The 16,729-nt window shown below is 71.0% G+C and carries 8 protein-coding genes; 1 reads left to right on the forward strand and 7 read right to left on the reverse strand.

Annotation, left to right across the window (positions count from 1 at the left end; genetic code table 11):
• Positions 1 to 45: 45 nt before the first annotated feature.
• From glgB to AB8O64_RS25305, 5 genes are all read right to left on the reverse strand, one after another.
• Positions 46 to 2,616, reverse strand: a complete 2,571-nt coding sequence (gene glgB / locus AB8O64_RS25285) for a 1,4-alpha-glucan branching enzyme (RefSeq protein WP_370421583.1) — start codon at positions 2,614 to 2,616, stop codon at positions 46 to 48.
• Positions 2,617 to 2,683: 67 nt separating this feature from the next.
• On the reverse strand, positions 2,684 to 4,267 hold the full coding sequence (locus AB8O64_RS25290) for a maltokinase (protein ID WP_370421585.1): 1,584 nt from the start codon (positions 4,265 to 4,267) through the stop codon (positions 2,684 to 2,686).
• 336 nt (positions 4,268 to 4,603) lie between these two features.
• Positions 4,604 to 6,334: a maltose alpha-D-glucosyltransferase gene (gene treS / locus AB8O64_RS25295; RefSeq protein WP_370421587.1), complete on the reverse strand. Its 1,731-nt coding sequence runs from the start codon at positions 6,332 to 6,334 to the stop codon at positions 4,604 to 4,606.
• Entirely contained in the window at positions 6,331 to 8,322 is a 1,992-nt protein-coding gene (locus AB8O64_RS25300; RefSeq protein WP_370421588.1) for an alpha-1,4-glucan--maltose-1-phosphate maltosyltransferase, read from the reverse strand. Before AB8O64_RS25300 ends, treS begins: the two co-directional genes overlap by 4 nt.
• A 470-nt stretch (positions 8,323 to 8,792) precedes the next feature.
• Complete coding sequence (locus tag AB8O64_RS25305) at positions 8,793 to 9,764, reverse strand: helix-turn-helix domain-containing protein (RefSeq protein ID WP_370421590.1); 972 nt, start codon at positions 9,762 to 9,764, stop codon at positions 8,793 to 8,795.
• 108 nt (positions 9,765 to 9,872) lie between these two features.
• Here AB8O64_RS25305 and glgP point away from each other — a divergent pair, with 108 nt between their 5' ends.
• Positions 9,873 to 12,500 carry an alpha-glucan family phosphorylase gene (gene glgP, locus AB8O64_RS25310; protein WP_370421592.1) on the forward strand — a complete coding sequence of 876 codons (2,628 nt, stop codon included), beginning with the start codon at positions 9,873 to 9,875 and terminating at the stop codon, positions 12,498 to 12,500.
• 73 nt (positions 12,501 to 12,573) lie between these two features.
• Here the strand turns inward: glgP and AB8O64_RS25315 are convergent, their stop codons facing one another.
• On the reverse strand, positions 12,574 to 14,148 hold the full coding sequence (locus AB8O64_RS25315) for a M4 family metallopeptidase (protein ID WP_356452883.1): 1,575 nt from the start codon (positions 14,146 to 14,148) through the stop codon (positions 12,574 to 12,576).
• Between the two features lie 265 nt (positions 14,149 to 14,413).
• A complete protein-coding gene (locus tag AB8O64_RS25320; RefSeq protein WP_370421593.1) occupies positions 14,414 to 16,681 on the reverse strand; it encodes a M4 family metallopeptidase in 2,268 nt (755 codons plus the stop codon).
• Positions 16,682 to 16,729 lie beyond the last annotated feature (48 nt).

The raw sequence follows: 16,729 nt of genomic DNA on the forward strand, positions 1-16,729 counted from the left end.
CCTCCGTCTGCGCCGTACGACTCAGACGGAGGTCGGAAGACGAGCTCAGACCGGCCGCAGCCAGACCGTCGCCAGCGGGGGCAGGGTCACCACGATGCTCGACGGGCGGCCGTGCCGCCGGGTCGGCTCGGACTTGATCGGCTCCGTGTCCGTGACACCGCTGCCGCCGTAGCGCCCGTCGTCGGTGTTGAGGACCTCCTGCCACAGGGCGTGCCGCGCCGGGACGCCGAGGCGGTAGGCGTGCCGGACGACGGGGGAGAAGTTGCTGACGGCCAGCAGCGGGGAGCCGTCCGCGTCGAAGCGCAGGAACGCGAAGACGTTGTCCTCGCTCGCGTCGCCCTCGACCCACTCGAAGCCACCCGGGTCGGTGTCGCGCTGCCACAGCGCGGGCGTCGCGGTGTAGACCGCGTTCAGATCGCGCACCAGATCCCGCACGCCCCGGTGGTCGGCCTCCGCCGAGTACGAGGGATCGAGCAGCCACCAGTCCGGGCCGTGCCCCTCGGACCACTCCGCACCCTGGGCGAACTCCTGCCCCATGAAGAGCAACTGCTTGCCCGGATGGGCCCACATGAAGCCCAGGTAGGCACGGTGATTGGCGCGCTGCTGCCACCAGTCGCCCGGCATCTTGGAGACCAGCGCCCGCTTGCCGTGGACCACCTCGTCGTGGGAAATGGGCAGCACGTAGTTCTCGCTGTAGGCGTAGACCATGGAGAAGGTCATCTCGCCGTGGTGGTACTTGCGGTGCACCGGCTCCTTCGACACGTACTCCAGCGAGTCGTGCATCCAGCCCATGTTCCACTTCAGGCCGAAGCCGAGACCGCCGAAGCCGCTGACCCCCACATGATGGGTGGCCCGGGTGACCCCGTCCCAGGCGGTGGACTCCTCGGCGACGGTGATGACGCCGGGGCAGCGGCGGTAGACCGTCGCGTTCATCTCCTGGAGGAACGCCACCGCGTCGAGGTTCTCCCGGCCACCGCGCTCATTGGGCGTCCACTGGCCGTCCTCGCGGGAGTAGTCGAGGTAGAGCATCGAGGCGACCGCGTCGACCCGCAGCCCGTCGATGTGGAACTCCTCGCACCAATAGACGGCGTTGGCCACCAGGAAGTTACGGACCTCCGTACGGCCGTAGTCGAACTCCAGCGTCCCCCAGTCCGGGTGCGTCGCCCGCGCCGGGTCCGCGTGCTCGTACAGCGGCCGGCCGTCGAACTCGGCCAGCGCCCAATCGTCCTTGGGGAAGTGCGCCGGCACCCAGTCCACGAGCACCCCGATGCCCGCCCGGTGCAGCGCGTCGACCAGGTACTTGAAGTCGTCGGGCGTGCCCAGCCGCGCGGTCGGGGCGTAGAAGCCGGTGACCTGGTAACCCCACGAGCCGCCGAAGGGGTGCTCGGCGACCGGCATCAGCTCGACGTGCGTGAAGCCCAAATCCTTCACATACGCGGGAAGCTGCTCGGCCAGCTGCCGGTAGGTCAGCCCCGGGCGCCAGGACGCCAGGTGCAGCTCGTAGACGGAGAAGGGCGACTCGTGCACATGCCGCTCCGCGCGGCGGGCCAGCCACTCCTCGTCGCGCCACCGGTGGTGCGAGGTGTGCACGATCGAGGCGTTGGCCGGGGGGACCTCCGTGCGCCGCGCCATCGGGTCGGCGCGCAGCGTGTGCGAACCGTCGGGACGGGTGATCTGGAACTTGTACAGCGCCCCCTCGCCGATGCCCGGCAGGAACAGCTCCCACACCCCGGAGGAGCCCAGCGAGCGCATCGGGGACCCGGTGGCGTCCCAGTAGTTGAAGTCACCGGCGACCCGCACGCCCTGCGCGTTCGGCGCCCACACGGTGAAGCGGGTGCCGATCACACCCTCGTGCGTCATCGGCTGCGCGCCGAGCGCCCGCCACAGCTCCTCGTGCCGGCCCTCGCGGATGAGGTGCATGTCCAGCTCACCGATGGCGGGCAGGAAGCGGTACGGGTCGTGCACCTCCAGCTCGGCGTCCTCATACGTGACCACCAGGCGGTAGTCGGGGATCTCCTTCAGCGGGAGCACGCCCCCGAACAGCCCGTCGCCCTCGTCGTACAGCTCCGCCCGCAGCCCCTTCGCGGTGACCGAGACCGCCCGCGCGTAGGGGCGCAGCGTACGGAACGCCACGCCGCCCGGCACGGGGTGCGCCCCGAGCAGGGCGTGCGGATCGTGGTGCGCGCCGTGCAGCAGACGCCCACGCTCCCCGGCGTCCAGCGGATCGGCCGGGCGTACCCCCCGGCGGGTCGCGGCGCGGGCCATCGACGGCGCGGGGGCCGGTGCTTCGGGGGCTGCTGGGGCTACAGGCGCTGCGGGGGCTTCGGGGGTGACGGGCGCGACGTCCGGTACATGCGCTGCTTCTGTCGCTTCCGTTGCGTCCGGTGCGGCCTCCGGCACGAAATCGTCGCCCCGTGGCGATTCCGGTGCCGCTTCCGACGCTGATTCCGGGCTGGACGCCTGGTCCGGCACCGGCGCCTCCGGCTCCGCCTCCCTCGGCGGACGCGCGCGTGGGGGGAACGCGGGCAGGAACGTGGCCGGGACCGGGGCAGGACCGCCGGGGCGGTCGGCCCCGGGCTCGCGGGACGGTCGGCTGGACGGCGGACGAGCGGTCACGGGGCGGTCCTCCTCGGTGTCCCCCGGACGGTCGGCCGGGGGCGGATCTGTCGTGCGGGTCGGTGGGTCATACGGGATTCCTCGGGTCGGGCCGCAGCTCGCCGCCGCCCGGGGGCGGGCCGGTGTGCGCGCCGCCCTCCGCCGGGAGCTCCGCGAGCCGCCGGATCGCGGCCATGGGGACCGGGAGCCAGTCGGGGCGGTGCCGGGCCTCGTAGAGGACTTCGTAGACGGCCTTGTCCGTCTCGTGGGCGCGCAGCAGCCGGGGCTCCTCGCGCGGGTCGTCGTGGACCGTGGCGTAGCCCTCGCAGAACGCGGCCCGGGCCCGGTCGGACCAGGCGGTGCCGGCCGCCCGGCCCACCGCCGCCGCGTAGTCGAAGGAGCGCAGCATGCCCGCGATGTCCCGGGCTACCGGCTGCGGCCTGCGGCGCTCGGCCAGCGGGCGGGCGGGCTCGCCCTCGAAGTCGATGAGGGACCAGCGGCCGTCCGAGGCCGTGCGCAGCGCCTGCCCCAGATGCAGATCGCCGTGGATGCGCTGCGCGGACCAAGTGCGCCCGGCCCGGCCGAGCGCCGCGAGCTCCTCGTACGCCCCGCGCAGCGCGGCCCGGTAGGGACGCAGGGCGGGGACCGCGTCGGCGGCGGCGTCCAGGCGCTGGGTCATGGCACCGGCGAGCCGCTCCAGCTGGGGGCGGCGCAGGACGACGGTGGGCAGCGCCTCCGCCAGCGCGCCGTGCACCTCGGCCGTGGCGTGCCCGAGGGCCCGGGCGGAGGCGGTGAAGTCGGCCCGTACGGCCAGCGCGCCCAGGGCCAGTTGCCAGCCGTCGGCGGAGCCGGGCAGGAAGGGCTGGAGCACACCGAGCGTCATCGGCTCGCCGTCGGCGTGGGACAGCCCGGCCGGCTCGGCCGATCCGGGCAGCCCGGTCAGGTCCGCCTCGAACCAGGCGGCGGGCGTCGGCACCCGTCGGCAGCCCGTCCCGGCGAGCGCGCGCGGCAGTTCCAGGTCGGGGTTGGTGCCGGGGCAGACGCGGCGGAAGAGCTTGAGGATATACGTTTCGCCGTAAACGATCGAGGAGTTGGACTGCTCCGCACCGAGCAGCCGGGGTGCGAGGCCCGCGGCGATGACGGTCCCTTCCTCCCGTGCGAAGCGCAGTGGCCCCAGGCGCCCCGGCAGCCGCAGCCGTTCGAGGACCACGGCCGCCAGCCGTGGGTCGGCGAGGGCTTCGTAGAGGACGCGGCCGTGCAGCGGGCCGCCCGCGGGGCGGCCGATCAGGGCGGGTGCGAGCTGCGGGGGCAGGACGTCCTGGACGCCGAGGAGCAGCTGATAGCAGTCGTCGGTGCCGCGCGCCGGGGCGCCGCCGGGGCCCGGGGACCCCAGCTGCTGCGCGCGGATGAGCAGATGGACCAGTCCGGGGGCGGTGCCGCCGGCCGGGGCCGGCAGCAGTTCGGTGGCCGCGACGAGGGTGAAGCCGGTGATCGGGCGGCCCTTGCCCGCGAACCAGCGCTGCCGGGGCAGCCATTCCGACAGCAGCGGGGCGAGCGAGCCGAGCAGCCCCCCGTCGGCGGGGGGCGCCGCCGGCCGTGCGGCGGTGGCCCGGGCCGCGGACGGCAGAGGTCCGGGAGGCGCCCCCCGGCGGGACGGTGCAGCGTCCGACATGGCGTCGCGTCCTTTCCCCGGGCACACGACAGGTAGGGCAAAGTGTCCCGGATTGCGGCTTTGACCGTGCGCGGTGCGGGACGTGTCGGGCGAGGATCGTCCGTACGGTCAGCGCCTGAGGCCCCTGTGTGCGGTGTCGGTGGCTTCTGCGGACTGTGCGGCCACATGTGGCGGAGTCGTGCCGTGGAGCGGTGTCGAGCCGTATCGAGAGGGATCGAGCGGTGTAGAAGCGGTCGATCCGGGTCCGTGCGTAGTAGTGAGGGTGCCCCGGGCCCGGAAGGGAAAACCGTCCGTGCGCGGTCGGACGAGCCGTGACCGCCGCGCACGGGGGCGGGTTCAGTGCCCGGCGGGTGGCGCGCCGCGCCGCAGCCGGAACCAGTAGAAGCCGTGTCCGGCCAGGGTGAGCAGATAGGGCAGTTCACCGATGGCCGGGAAGCGCACCCCACCGATCAGCTCGACGGGGTGCAGCCCGTTGAACGTCTGGAGATCCAGCTCGGTCGGCTGTGCGAAGCGCGAGAAATTGTTCACGCACAGGACGAGGTCGTCCTCCCGCTGCCCGGGCAGCCGCATCTCGCGCAGGAACGCGAGCACGGCCGGATTGCTCGACGGCAGCTCGGTGTACGAACCGAGGCCGAAGGCCGGGTTCTGCTTGCGGATCTCGATCATCCGCCGGGTCCAGTGCAGCAGCGAGGAGGGGCTGCTCATGGCCGCCTCGACGTTGGTGACCTGGTAGCCGTAGACCGGGTCCATGATGGTCGGCAGATACAGCCGCCCCGGGTCGCAGGAGGAGAAGCCCGCGTTCCGGTCGGGTGTCCACTGCATCGGGGTGCGCACCCCGTCGCGGTCGCCGAGCCAGATGTTGTCCCCCATGCCGATCTCGTCGCCGTAATAGAGGATCGGCGAGCCCGGCAGGGACAGCAGCAGGGCGGTGAACAGCTCGATCTGATTGCGGTCGTTGTCGAGCAGCGGGGCGAGCCTGCGGCGGATGCCGATGTTGGCGCGCATCCGCGGGTCCTTGGCGTACTCCGCGTACATGTAGTCGCGCTCTTCGTCCGTCACCATCTCGAGCGTCAGCTCGTCGTGGTTGCGCAGGAAGATGCCCCACTGGCAGTGCGCGGGGATCGCCGGGGTCTTGGCGAGGATTTCCGAGACCGGATAGCGGGACTCCCGGCGGACGGCCATGAAGATGCGCGGCATGACCGGGAAGTGGAAGGCCATATGGCATTCGTTGCCGCCGGCCGCGTAGTCACCGAAGTAGTCGACGACGTCCTCGGGCCATTGATTGGCCTCCGCCAGCAGCACCGTGTCCGGGTAGTGCTCGTCGATCTCGGCCCGCACCCGCTTGAGGAAGTCATGGCTGCGCGGCAGGTTCTCGCAGTTGGTGCCCTCCTCGGCGAAGAGGTACGGCACCGCGTCGAGCCGGAAGCCGTCGATGCCGAGGTCCAGCCAGAACCGCAGCGCGGCCAGGATCTCCTCCTGTACCGCCGGGTTCTCGTAATTGAGATCCGGCTGGTGGGAGAAGAAGCGGTGCCAGAAGTACTGCTGGCGCACCGGGTCGAAGGTCCAATTGGACGACTCGGTGTCGACGAAGATGATCCGCGCGTCCTGGTACTGCTTGTCGTCGTCGGCCCAGACGTAGTAGTCGCCGTAGGGGCCTTCGGGGTCGGTGCGCGACTGCTGGAACCACTCGTGCTGATCGCTCGTATGGTTCATGACAAAATCGATGATGACGCGCATGCCCCGCTGATGCGCCGCGTCCACGAACTCCACGAAGTCGGCGAGATCGCCGAACTCGGGCAGCACCGAGGTGTAGTCCGAGACGTCGTAGCCCCCGTCGCGCAGCGGCGACTGGAAGAACGGCGGCAGCCACAGGCAGTCGACGCCCAGCCACTGCAGATAGTCCAGCTTGGCGGTCAGCCCCTTGAGGTCGCCGACGCCGTCGCCGTCGCTGTCCTGGAAGGAACGTACGAGCACCTCGTAGAAGACGGCGCGCTTGAACCAGTCGGGATCCCGGTCCTTCGCGGGTGTGTCCTCGAACGTGTCCTGTACGGGCTCATTGACGATCATGATGTGGGTGACCCTCCGATCGGTGAGGACGGTCGCAGCGAGAACACGTGCGCGGGCGCGATGGAACGGCCCGGCTCGAGGCGCACATAGTTGTCCCTGCCCCAGTGATAGGTCTCTCCGGTGAGCTCGTCGCGCACCGGGACGGACTCGTGCCATTCGAGGCCGAGTTCCGGCATGTCCAACGAGACCGTGGCCTCCTGGGTGTGGTGGGGGTCGAGGTTGACGACCGTGAGGACGCAGGAGCTTGCCGTGCGCTTCGAGTAGGCGATGACGGAGTCGTTGTCGGCGTCATGGAAGCGCAAGTTCCGCAGTTGGCGCAGGGCCGGCTGCCGCCGTCGCAGCCGGTTCAGCGCGGTGAGCAGCGGGGCCAGGGAGCGCCCCTCGCGCTCGGCGGCCTCCCAGTCGCGCGGGCGCAGCTGGTACTTCTCGGAATCCAGATACTCCTCGCTGCCCTCGCGCACCGGGGTGTTCTCGCACAGCTCGTAGCCCGCGTAGACACCCCAGCTGGGGGAGAGGGTCGCGGCGAGCACGGCCCGGATCTCGAAGGCCGCGCGCCCGCCGTGCTGGAGATAGGCGTGCAGGATGTCGGGCGTGTTCACGAAGAGGTTCGGCCGCATGACGGCGGCGGACTCGCCCGACAGCTCCCGCAGATAGTCGGTGAGTTCACGCTTGTCGTTGCGCCAGGTGAAGTAGGTGTACGACTGCTGGAAGCCGATGGCGCCCAGGGTGCGCATCATCGCGGGGCGGGTGAACGCCTCGGCGAGGAAGACGACATCGGGGTCGGTGCGCCCGACCTCGGCGATGACCTTCTCCCAGAAGACCACCGGCTTGGTGTGCGGATTGTCGACCCGGAAGATCCGGATGCCGCGGTCCATCCACACCCGCAGCACCCGCAGCGTCTCGGTGACGAGACCGTCGAAGTCCTCGTCGAACGCGAGGGGGTAGATGTCCTGGTACTTCTTCGGCGGGTTCTCGGCGTGCGCGATCGAGCCGTCCGCCCGGTGATGGAACCACTCGGGGTGCTTCGCCACCCACGGATGGTCGGGGGAGCACTGGAGGGCGAAGTCGAGCGCGACCTCCATGCGCAGATCGCGGGCGCAGGACACGAAGTGGTCGAAGTCCTCGAACGTGCCGAGGTCCGGGTGGATCGCGTCGTGCCCGCCGTCGGCCGAGCCGATCGCCCAGGGGCTGCCCACATCGTGCGGTCCCGCGGACAGCGCGTTGTTGGGGCCCTTGCGGAAGGAGGTGCCGATGGGGTGGATCGGTGGCAGATACACCACGTCGAACCCCATGGCCGCCACCGCGGGCAACCGCCGGGCGGCCGTACGGAACGTACCCGACCGCGGCTTGCCGTCCACCGTCGTCGCGCCCTCCGAGCGCGGGAACAGCTCGTACCACGAGCCGAACAGCGCCCGCTCACGCTCGACGAGCAGCGGCAGCGAGCGCGAGCTGGTGACCAGTTCACGCAAGGGGTAGCAGGTCAGGGCCGCGGTCACCGCCGGGGTGAGGGCGGCCGCGAGCCGGTCGGCGACCTGCCGGTGCCGGTCGCGCAGCGCGTCGGCCGCGGCCAGCACCGCCTCCCGGCCGTCGCTCTTCGGCACCCCGGCGGCGGCCCGCTCGTAGAGCAGGGCACCCTCCTCCAGGACCAGTTCGGTGTCGATGCCCGCAGGGATCTTGATCCGGGCCTGGTGCCGCCAGGTGGCCACCGGATCGCTCCACGCCTCGACCGCGTACGTCCAGCGGCCCTCGGTGTCCGGGGTGACCTCCGCGCCCCAGCGGTCGGTGCCCGGCGCCAGCTCCCGCATCGGCGCCCAGGGCCCGGAGCGGCCCGCCGGGTCGCGCAGCACCACATTGGCGCCCAACGCCTCGTGGCCCTCGCGGAACACGGTGGCCGTGACCTGGAAGGTCTCGCCCACCACCGCCTTGGCCGGTCTGCGACCGCAGTCGACGAGCGGCCCGAGGTCCAGGACGGGGATGCGACCGATCATGGGATCACCTGGAAGTTCGACGGAATCTGAGGGTGTGGCGGGTTCTGTACTTTCTATCTGCTCCGTCGGCAGTCGGCTGGCTGCGCGCATGACTGCTCCTGTCCGCGCTGGCCCGGGTTCACTCGGGTGGACGGAAGCAAGGGCGAGGAGAACGGAGCCGTGACCGAGCCGGTGGACGCGTGACGGGCTGCATACCGGTTGAGCTTTCCCACCAGCCCCGGCCGGGCATGCCCGGACCGTGCGAACTGCCGGTGCGTAGATCCCGTGGCACCAGCTGAGGAGGGCGGCCGGATCGCGTCACCCGTAGGGAGTCTCCTCGCGCGGCCGATCGTGTGCAATGTGACGAAACGGGGTAAGCGGCGGCCGGTCGGAGAATCGGTGCCCCGGCCTTCTCATCGACAGCCGTAGCGGGATTTCGCCGCGCGCGTTCCTGCTGTACGCGCGGCGTAGATCCACCTCGTACCAACGCATCAGCCGGTGATCGGCCTCTTCCGTCCGGCCGACGGGCCCTGTCCACCATGCGGACCGGTGCCTGTCTCCGCGCTTGTTTCGACGCTGCTCCCGGCATGTGCCCCGGTGGGCGCGGTGGATCCCGGCCCGGTCGCGGACGAGAGCAGCCGCAGCGCCGCCTCCGACGCCGAACCCGGCTCGGCGCTGAACGCCACCACCCCCTGACCGCCCGAGTCCGGCAACCGCAGCATCTCGAACGACAGACTGAGCCGTCCCACCAACGGGTGATGAAAGTCCTTCACCCCCGAGGTGCACGCCCGCACCGGATGCCGGGCCCACAGCGCGGCGAACTCCGGGCTCTTCATCGTCAGCTCCCCGATCAGCTCCGCCAGCCCGCGGTCCTCCGGGTGCTCGCCCGCCGCCAGCCGCAGCGCGGAGACCGCCCGCCGCGCCTCCGTGTCCCACTGCGGATACAGCTCGCGCGCGTGCGGGTCCAGGAAGAACAGCCGCTGCGTATTGGGCCGGTCGGCCGGGCGCGCCGGGGCGTCGGCGGCCAGATGCCCCGCCAGCAGCGCGTGCCCCAGGGCGTTCCACCCCAGCACGTCGTAACGGAGGTCGACGATGACCGCCGGCACTCCCTCCATGGCCGCGACCAGCTGCCGCACCCCCGGCCCGGCCGTCTCCACCCGGGGCGCCGGCCGCCGCCCGGCCCGCCCCGGCCGGGCCAGATTCCGCAGGTGGGCGTGCTCGTCCGGGGTCAGCCGCAACGCCCGCGCTATCGCGTCCAGGACACCGTCCGAGGCGTTGCCCGACTGGCCCTGCTCCAAACGGGTGTAATACGCGACGCTCACCCCCGCCAGCTGCGCCAGCTCCTCGCGCCGCAGCCCGGGCACGCGCCGGCGTGCCCCGTACGACACGAGACCCACGTCCTCCGGCTGCAGCCGGGCTCGGCGCGTACGGAGGAAGCTTCCCAACTCGCCAGGTGTGTTCATACGTTCCAGTCAACAACAGGGCGCACGCCCGTTGCCTGCCCCTGTCAGTGGCAGGCAGTTGGCGTCACTGCCGGAAACCCGGGGGGCCACGCCGCTACCGTCGTGGGGGTGAAGGCCATTCGTCGATTCAGTGTGCGCCCCGTCCTTCCGGAGTCCCTACGACCGCTCAGTGAGCTGGCGCGCAATCTGCGCTGGTCCTGGCACCCCGAGACCCGCGAGCTCTTCCAGTCCGTCGACCCCGAGGGCTGGCAGGCCGCAGGCGGGGACCCGCTGCGGCTGCTGGGCGCCGTGCCCGCCACCCGGCTGGCCGCCCTCGCCGACGACCGTCGCTTCCGGCGGCGGCTCGCCGCGGCCGCCGACGATCTGCACGACTATCTCACCGGCCGACGCTGGTACCAGGAACAGCCCCCCGGGCTGCCCGAGGCGGTCGCCTACTTCTCACCCGAGTTCGGCATCACCGCCGCCCTCCCGCAGTACAGCGGCGGCCTCGGCATCCTCGCCGGCGACCATCTGAAGTCCGCCAGCGACCTCGGCGTCCCCCTCATCGGCGTCGGGCTGCTCTACCGCCACGGCTACTTCCGCCAGTCCCTCTCCCGCGAGGGCTGGCAGCAGGAGACCTACCCCCTCCTCGACCCCGACGAGCTGCCCCTGTCGATGCTCCGCGAGCCCGACGGCACCCCCAGCCGGGTCGCCCTCGCCCTCCCCGGCGGCCGGTCCCTGCGCGCGTACATCTGGCAGGCCAGAGTCGGCCGGGTGCCCCTGCTGCTCCTCGACTCCGACGTCGAGGAGAACGGACCGGGCGAGCGCGACGTCACCGACCGGCTCTACGGCGGCGGCAGCGAGCACCGGCTGCTCCAGGAGATGCTGCTGGGCATCGGCGGGGTCCGCGCCGTACGGACCTACTGCCGGCTGACCGGCCACCCCGCCCCCGAGGTCTTCCACACCAACGAGGGCCACGCCGGATTCCTCGGCCTGGAACGCATCCGCGAACTGGCCGAACAAGGCGCCGACTTCGACTCCGCACTGGAGAGCGTCCGGGCCGGCGCCGTCTTCACCACCCACACCCCCGTACCCGCCGGCATCGACCGCTTCGACCGCGAGCTGGTCGCCCGCCACCTCGGCGACGGCGGGGAGCTGCCCGGCATCGACGTCGGCAAGATCCTCGAGCTCGGCCTGGAGACCTACCCGGGCGGCGAGCCCAACCTCTTCAACATGGCCGTCATGGGCCTGCGCCTGGCCCAGCGCGCCAACGGCGTCTCCACCCTCCACGGGCAGGTGAGCCGGGAGATGTTCGCCGGGCTGTGGCCGGGCTTCGACGCCGAGGAGGTGCCGATCACCGCCATCACCAACGGCGTCCACGCCCCCACCTGGATCGCCCCCGAGGTCTTCCGGCTCGGCGCCCGCCAGATCGGCGCGAGCCGCGCCGAGGACGCCCTGACCGTCGGCGGCAAACAGCGCTGGGACACCGTCGCCGACATCCCCGACACCGACATCTGGGAGTTGCGCCGCACCCTGCGCGAACAGCTCGTCGAGGAGGTACGGGAGCGGCTGCGCGCCTCCTGGCGACAGCGCGGCGCCGGCACCGCCGAACTCGGCTGGATCGACGGAGTGCTCGACCCCGACATCCTCACCATCGGCTTCGCCCGCCGCGTCCCGTCGTACAAGCGGCTGACCCTGATGCTCCGCGACCCCGAGCGCCTGACCCGGCTGCTGCTGCACCCCGAGCGGCCGATCCAGATCGTCGTCGCCGGCAAGGCCCACCCCGCCGACGACAGCGGCAAACGGCTCGTCCAGGAGCTCGTCCGCTTCACCGACGACCCCCGGGTGCGCCATCGCGTCGTCTTCCTCCCGGACTACGGCATGGCGATGGCCCAGAAGCTCTACCCCGGCTGTGACGTCTGGCTGAACAACCCGTTGCGCCCCCTGGAGGCGTGCGGCACCTCCGGCATGAAGGCCGCGCTCAACGGCTGTCTGAACCTCTCCGTCCTCGACGGCTGGTGGGACGAGTGGTACGAGCCCGACTTCGGCTGGGCGATCCCCACCGCCGACGGTACGGCCATGGACGAGACCCGCCGCGACGACGTGGAGGCCGCAGCCCTCTACCAGCTGCTGGAGGACCGGGTCGCGCCGCGCTTCTACGACCGGGGCACGGGCGGGCTGCCCGGCCGCTGGATCGAGATGGTCCGCCGGACACTGGGCTCGCTCGGCCCGAAGGTGCTCGCGGGGCGCATGGTGCGCGAATACGTCGAGCGGCTCTACGGACCGGCCGCCGAGGCCCAGCGGGCCCTGTTCCCGGAGGCGGCGCGGGAGCTGGCCGACTGGAAGGCCCGGGTACGGGCCGCGTGGCCGGCGGTGGCCGTCGACCATGTGGAGACGGTGGCGGACAGTCCGCTGAACGGCACGGCCGAGCTGGGTTCCACGATCTGTCTGCGGGTGAGCGTCACCCTCGGCGATCTGGATCCCTCGGACGTGGAGGTGCAGGCCGTCGCCGGCCGGGTCGACCCCGCCGACCGGCTCTCCCGGACCGCCGCCGTCCCGCTCAAGCCCACGGGCGCCCCGGCGATGGACGGCCGCCGCCAGTACGAGGGCTCGCTGACCCTCGACAGCACAGGCCCCTTCGGCTACACCGTCCGGATCCTGCCCGCCCACCGGCTGCTGGCCAGCGGCGCCGAGCTGGGCCTCGTGGCACTGCCGCCGGAGTCCTCCGGCGAGAAGGCGGGCGTGCTGATGCGATGAACGCGAAGCGCCCGGTGGCACGGCCTTCGCCGTGCGCACCGGGCGCTTCATGAGGTGTGCGGTCGTCAGCGCGTCACTTGACGTTGACGCCGGTCCAGGCGGCGCCGACGGCCTTGTACTGGGCGCTGTTCTGCCCGTACAGCGCCTTGGCCGCCTTCAGGGTCGCCGCGCGGGCGCCCTTGTAGTTGGTCGTGGACGTCATGTATGTGGTCAGCGCCTTGTACCAGATCTTCTCGGCGGCGGCCCGGCCGATGCCCTTGACGGCCTTGCCGTCCTTGGTCGGGCTGTCGTACTTGACGCCGTTGATGGTCTTCTTGCCGCTGCCCTCGGACAGCAGGTAGAAGAAGTGGTTGGCGACGCCCGAGGAGTAGTGCACGTCGAGCTCGCCGAGCTTGGAGTTCCAGTAGTCGGGCGAGCCGCCGTCCCGGCTGGGCTTGTCCATGTAGCGCAGCGGGGTGCCGTCGCCGTTGATGTCGATCTTCTCGCCGACCAGGTAGTCGCCCTTGTCGGCGGCGTTCTTGGCGTAGAACTCGGTCGCGGCGGCGAAGATGTCGGAGGTGGCCTCGTTGAGACCGCCGGACTCACCGCTGTAGTTGAGCTTCGCCGTGGCGGAGGTGACGCCGTGGCTCATCTCGTGGGCCGCGACGTCGATCGAGGTGAGGGGCTTCTTGTCGCCCTCGCCGTCGCCGTAGGTCATGCAGAAGCAGTCGTCGTCCCAGAAGGCGTTGACGTACTCCTTGCCGTAGTGGACGCGGGAGAAGGCGGCCTTGCCGTCGTTCTTGATGCCCTTACGGCCCAGCACGTTCTTGTAGTAGTCCCAGGTGACGGCAGCGCCGTACTGGGCGTCGACGGCGGCGGTCTGGGCGATGGTCGGCTTGCCGTTGCCCCAGATGTCGTCGGCGTCGGTGAAGGTGGCGCCCCGGCCGTCCTCGGCGTGCTTGAGGTTGTAGACCATGTGGCCGCCGCGCGCGTTGTCCTTCAGCAGGAAGGACTTGCCGCTCTTGACCGAGCCGACCTTGACCTTGCCGCTGTACTGGCCGGTGCCGGTGCCGGTCACGACGGCCTGGAACTCGTAGAGCTTCTTGCCGGTCGTGGCGTCGGTGATGACGTGCAGCTTGCTGGGCGTGCCGTCGTGCTGCACACCGGTGACCACGGTCTCGTAGGCCAGGACGGGCTTGCCGCTCGCCGCCCAGATGACCTTCCGCGGCGCCTTGTCGGTCTCGGCCGCCTTGCCGCCGGCCGTCTTCGCCGCGGCGAGCGCGTGCTTCTCGGCCGCGGGAGCCTTGACCTTCGGGGTGGTGGTGGGGACCTTGATGTCCGCGTCGGTGGCCTTGGTGACCTCTTCGACCTTGCCGTTCTTGGCCTGGTGGACGATCAGGTCGCCGCCGAGCACCGGCAGACCGTCGAAGGTGCGCTCGTACCGGGTGTGGACCGTGCCGTCCGCGTCGGTGATGACGCCACGGGCGATCAGCTTCTCCTGGCCGCCGAGACCGAGGGTCTTGGTGTGGTCGCCCGCGCCGGGGGCGTCGGCGGCCTGGACCGATCCGGCGCTGAAGCCTGCGGCGAGCAGGGCAGCGGCGACCGTGGCGGCGCTGGCGGCGACGGCACGGCGGTGACCGGAGCGGGATATGCGGGAGGTGTGGCGCACGCGGTACTCCTCTGGCTGTGGGGTGCCGGGCGTCGGAGATCACGCCCAACTGCGCACAGTCTGCTCGAACTTGCGTGCGTTCCGCTGGGATTATTGAGGCTTGGGGGATTACTGTCCGGTAAAGATTCCTTCAGTGCGGCATTGCGGGCGGAAAATACCGGACAAAGTAGTGCAACGGCGCCGCCCGGGGGAGTCGAACTCACCCCGGACGGCGCCTGGTTCAGTTGGTTATCGGCCACTGTGCGGGTGGCCCTGGATCACGGTCTCAGAACGTGAGCTTCCAGCTGTCGATGTGACCGTCGTCGGCGGAGTAGACGTCCTGGACCTTCAGCTTCCAGGTGCCGGAGGCCGCCTTGCCGGAGGCGTTGACGGTGTACGAGGCGACGACGTCGGCGGCGGAGTCCCAGGCGTCGCTGTTCTTCAGCCGGTAGGCCGTACCGTCGGGCGCGACCAGGTCGATCTGGAGGTCACCGCGGTAGGTGTGCTTGATGTTGACGTCCACCTTGAGGGCGGTCGGGGCGTTGCCGCTGCGGGTCACGAGGACCGGCGAGGTCACGGCGTCACCGGCGTCGGGGATCGCCACGTCGGTGGTGTTCTCGAAGACGTTGCCGTCACCCGAGGTGTTGACCGTCCACTTGAAGGTGGCGGTGCCCGTCTTGCCGCTCGCGTCCTTGACCGTCACGGTCACGTTGCTGGTGCCGGCGGTGGTGACGGTGCCGGAGATCAGGCCGGTGGACGCGTTGATCGACAGACCGGCCGGGAGCCCGGTGGCGGTGTAGTTCAGGGCACCGGAGCCGGTGGCCTTGACCTGGAGGGAGACGGCCTGGTTCAGCACGCTCACCTGGTCGCCGGGGCTGGTGACCGAGACACCGGTGGAGACCCGGGGGCCGACGTTGATGGCGGCCCAGGCGTTGGCGGTGTTGTTGTACGTCTCGCTGCCGACACCGAACAGCTCACCGGCGGCCCACAGCGTCGCGTCCCGGGCGCCCGCGTAGTTGGTGTTGGACTGCATGCGCTGCGACAGCGCCTTGAACCAGATCTTCGCGGCGTTGTCCCGGCCGATGGGGGTCACCGGCAGTCCGTCGGAGGTCGGGGAGTCGTACTTGACCCCGTTGATCTCCTTCTGTCCGTTGCCCTCGGAGGCCAGGTAGAACCAGTGGTTGGCCGGGCCCGACGAGTAGTGCACGTCGATGCCGCCGATGCCCGAGTACCAGGCGTCCTTGGACTGGCCGTCCTTGCTGGGCTTGTCCATGTAGCGCAGCGGGGTGCCGTTGCCCCGGATGTCGATCTTCTCGCCGACCAGGTAGTCACCGACGTCCTGGGGGTTGTTGGCCCAGAACTCGACGGCCGCGGCGAAGATGTCGGAGGTGGCCTCGTTGAGACCGCCGGACTCACCGCTGTAGACGAGCTTGGCGGTGTTCGAGGTGACGCCGTGCGTCATCTCGTGCGCGGCCACGTCGATCGAGGTGAGCGGCTTGGCGTTGCCGCTGCCGTCGCCGTAGGTCATGCAGAAGCAGGCGTCGGACCAGAAGGCGTTGACGTAGTTGTTGCCGTAGTGGACCCGGCTGTACGCGCCCACGCCGTCGCCCTTGATGCCGTTGCGGCCGTGTACGTTCTTGTAGTAGTCCCAGGTGAGCTGGGCGCCGTAGTGCGCGTCCACGCCCGCGGTGGCCGGGTCGGTGGTGGTGCCGTTGCCCCAGATGTCGTCGGTGTCCGTGAACAGCGTGCCGGTGCCGGACGTGCCCTTGTTCAGGTTGTACGTCTTGTGGCCGCCGCGCGTGCTGTCGTTCAGCTGGTACGAGCCGGAGGTGCCGATGGTGACCTTGCCGCTGTACTGGCTGTTGCCGGTGCCCTGCTGGACGCCCTGGAACTGGAAGAGCTTCTTGCCGGTCTTCGCGTCGCTGATGACGTGCAGCTCATTGGGCGTGCCGTCGTGCTGGAGGCCGCCGACGACCGTCTCGTAGGCGAGGACGGGCTTGCCGTTCGCGGCCCAGATCACCTTGCGCGGCGCCCGGTCGGCCTTGGTGGCCTTCGAGCCCTGCGCCTTGGCCGCCTTGACGGCGTCCTTCTCGGCGGTGGCTGCGGCGAAGGACGCGGAGGTCGTGGCGACGGTCACCCGCGCCTTGGTGGCCTTGGCGACGGTCTTGAGCTTGCCGCCCTTGGCCGCGTCGACCACGAGGTCGCCGCCGAGCACGGGCAGCCCGTCGTACGTGCGCTCGTACCGGGTGTGGGTGGTGCCGTCGGCGTCCTTGGTGACGTCGCGGACGACCAGCTTCTCCTTGGCGCCGAGGCCGAGGGACTTCGCGGTCGTCGCCTTGGTCTCGTTCGCGTCGCGTATCAGCTCCGCACGCTGCGACGGCGACAGCTTGACCGGCAGCGCGCCGGGGTCGGCCTTGGCGAGGATCTGCTGTCCCGAGCCCGCGTCGTCGGTGCGGGCGTTGGCGGAACCGGTCTGTACTCCGACGGCGAGCATCGCCGTGACGGCGACGAGCGCGCCGGTCGCGACGGCGCGTCGATGGGGGGTGGGTCTCACGCTGGCTCCTTCTGCGGTGGCCACGGTGGGCGTGGCCGGGGGTGACCG

This window comes from Streptomyces sp. QH1-20, from assembly GCF_041283565.1.
Classification (GTDB): domain Bacteria; phylum Actinomycetota; class Actinomycetes; order Streptomycetales; family Streptomycetaceae; genus Streptomyces; species Streptomyces syringius.

Coding starts and splice junctions, on each gene's coding strand:
- AB8O64_RS25300 (WP_370421588.1), bottom strand. CDS start 8,322: ATGATCGGTCGCATCCCCGTCCTGGACCTCGGGCCGCTCGTCGACTGC.
- AB8O64_RS25290 (WP_370421585.1), bottom strand. CDS start 4,267: ATGTCGGACGCTGCACCGTCCCGCCGGGGGGCGCCTCCCGGACCTCTG.
- treS (WP_370421587.1), bottom strand. CDS start 6,334: ATGATCGTCAATGAGCCCGTACAGGACACGTTCGAGGACACACCCGCG.
- AB8O64_RS25305 (WP_370421590.1), bottom strand. CDS start 9,764: ATGAACACACCTGGCGAGTTGGGAAGCTTCCTCCGTACGCGCCGAGCC.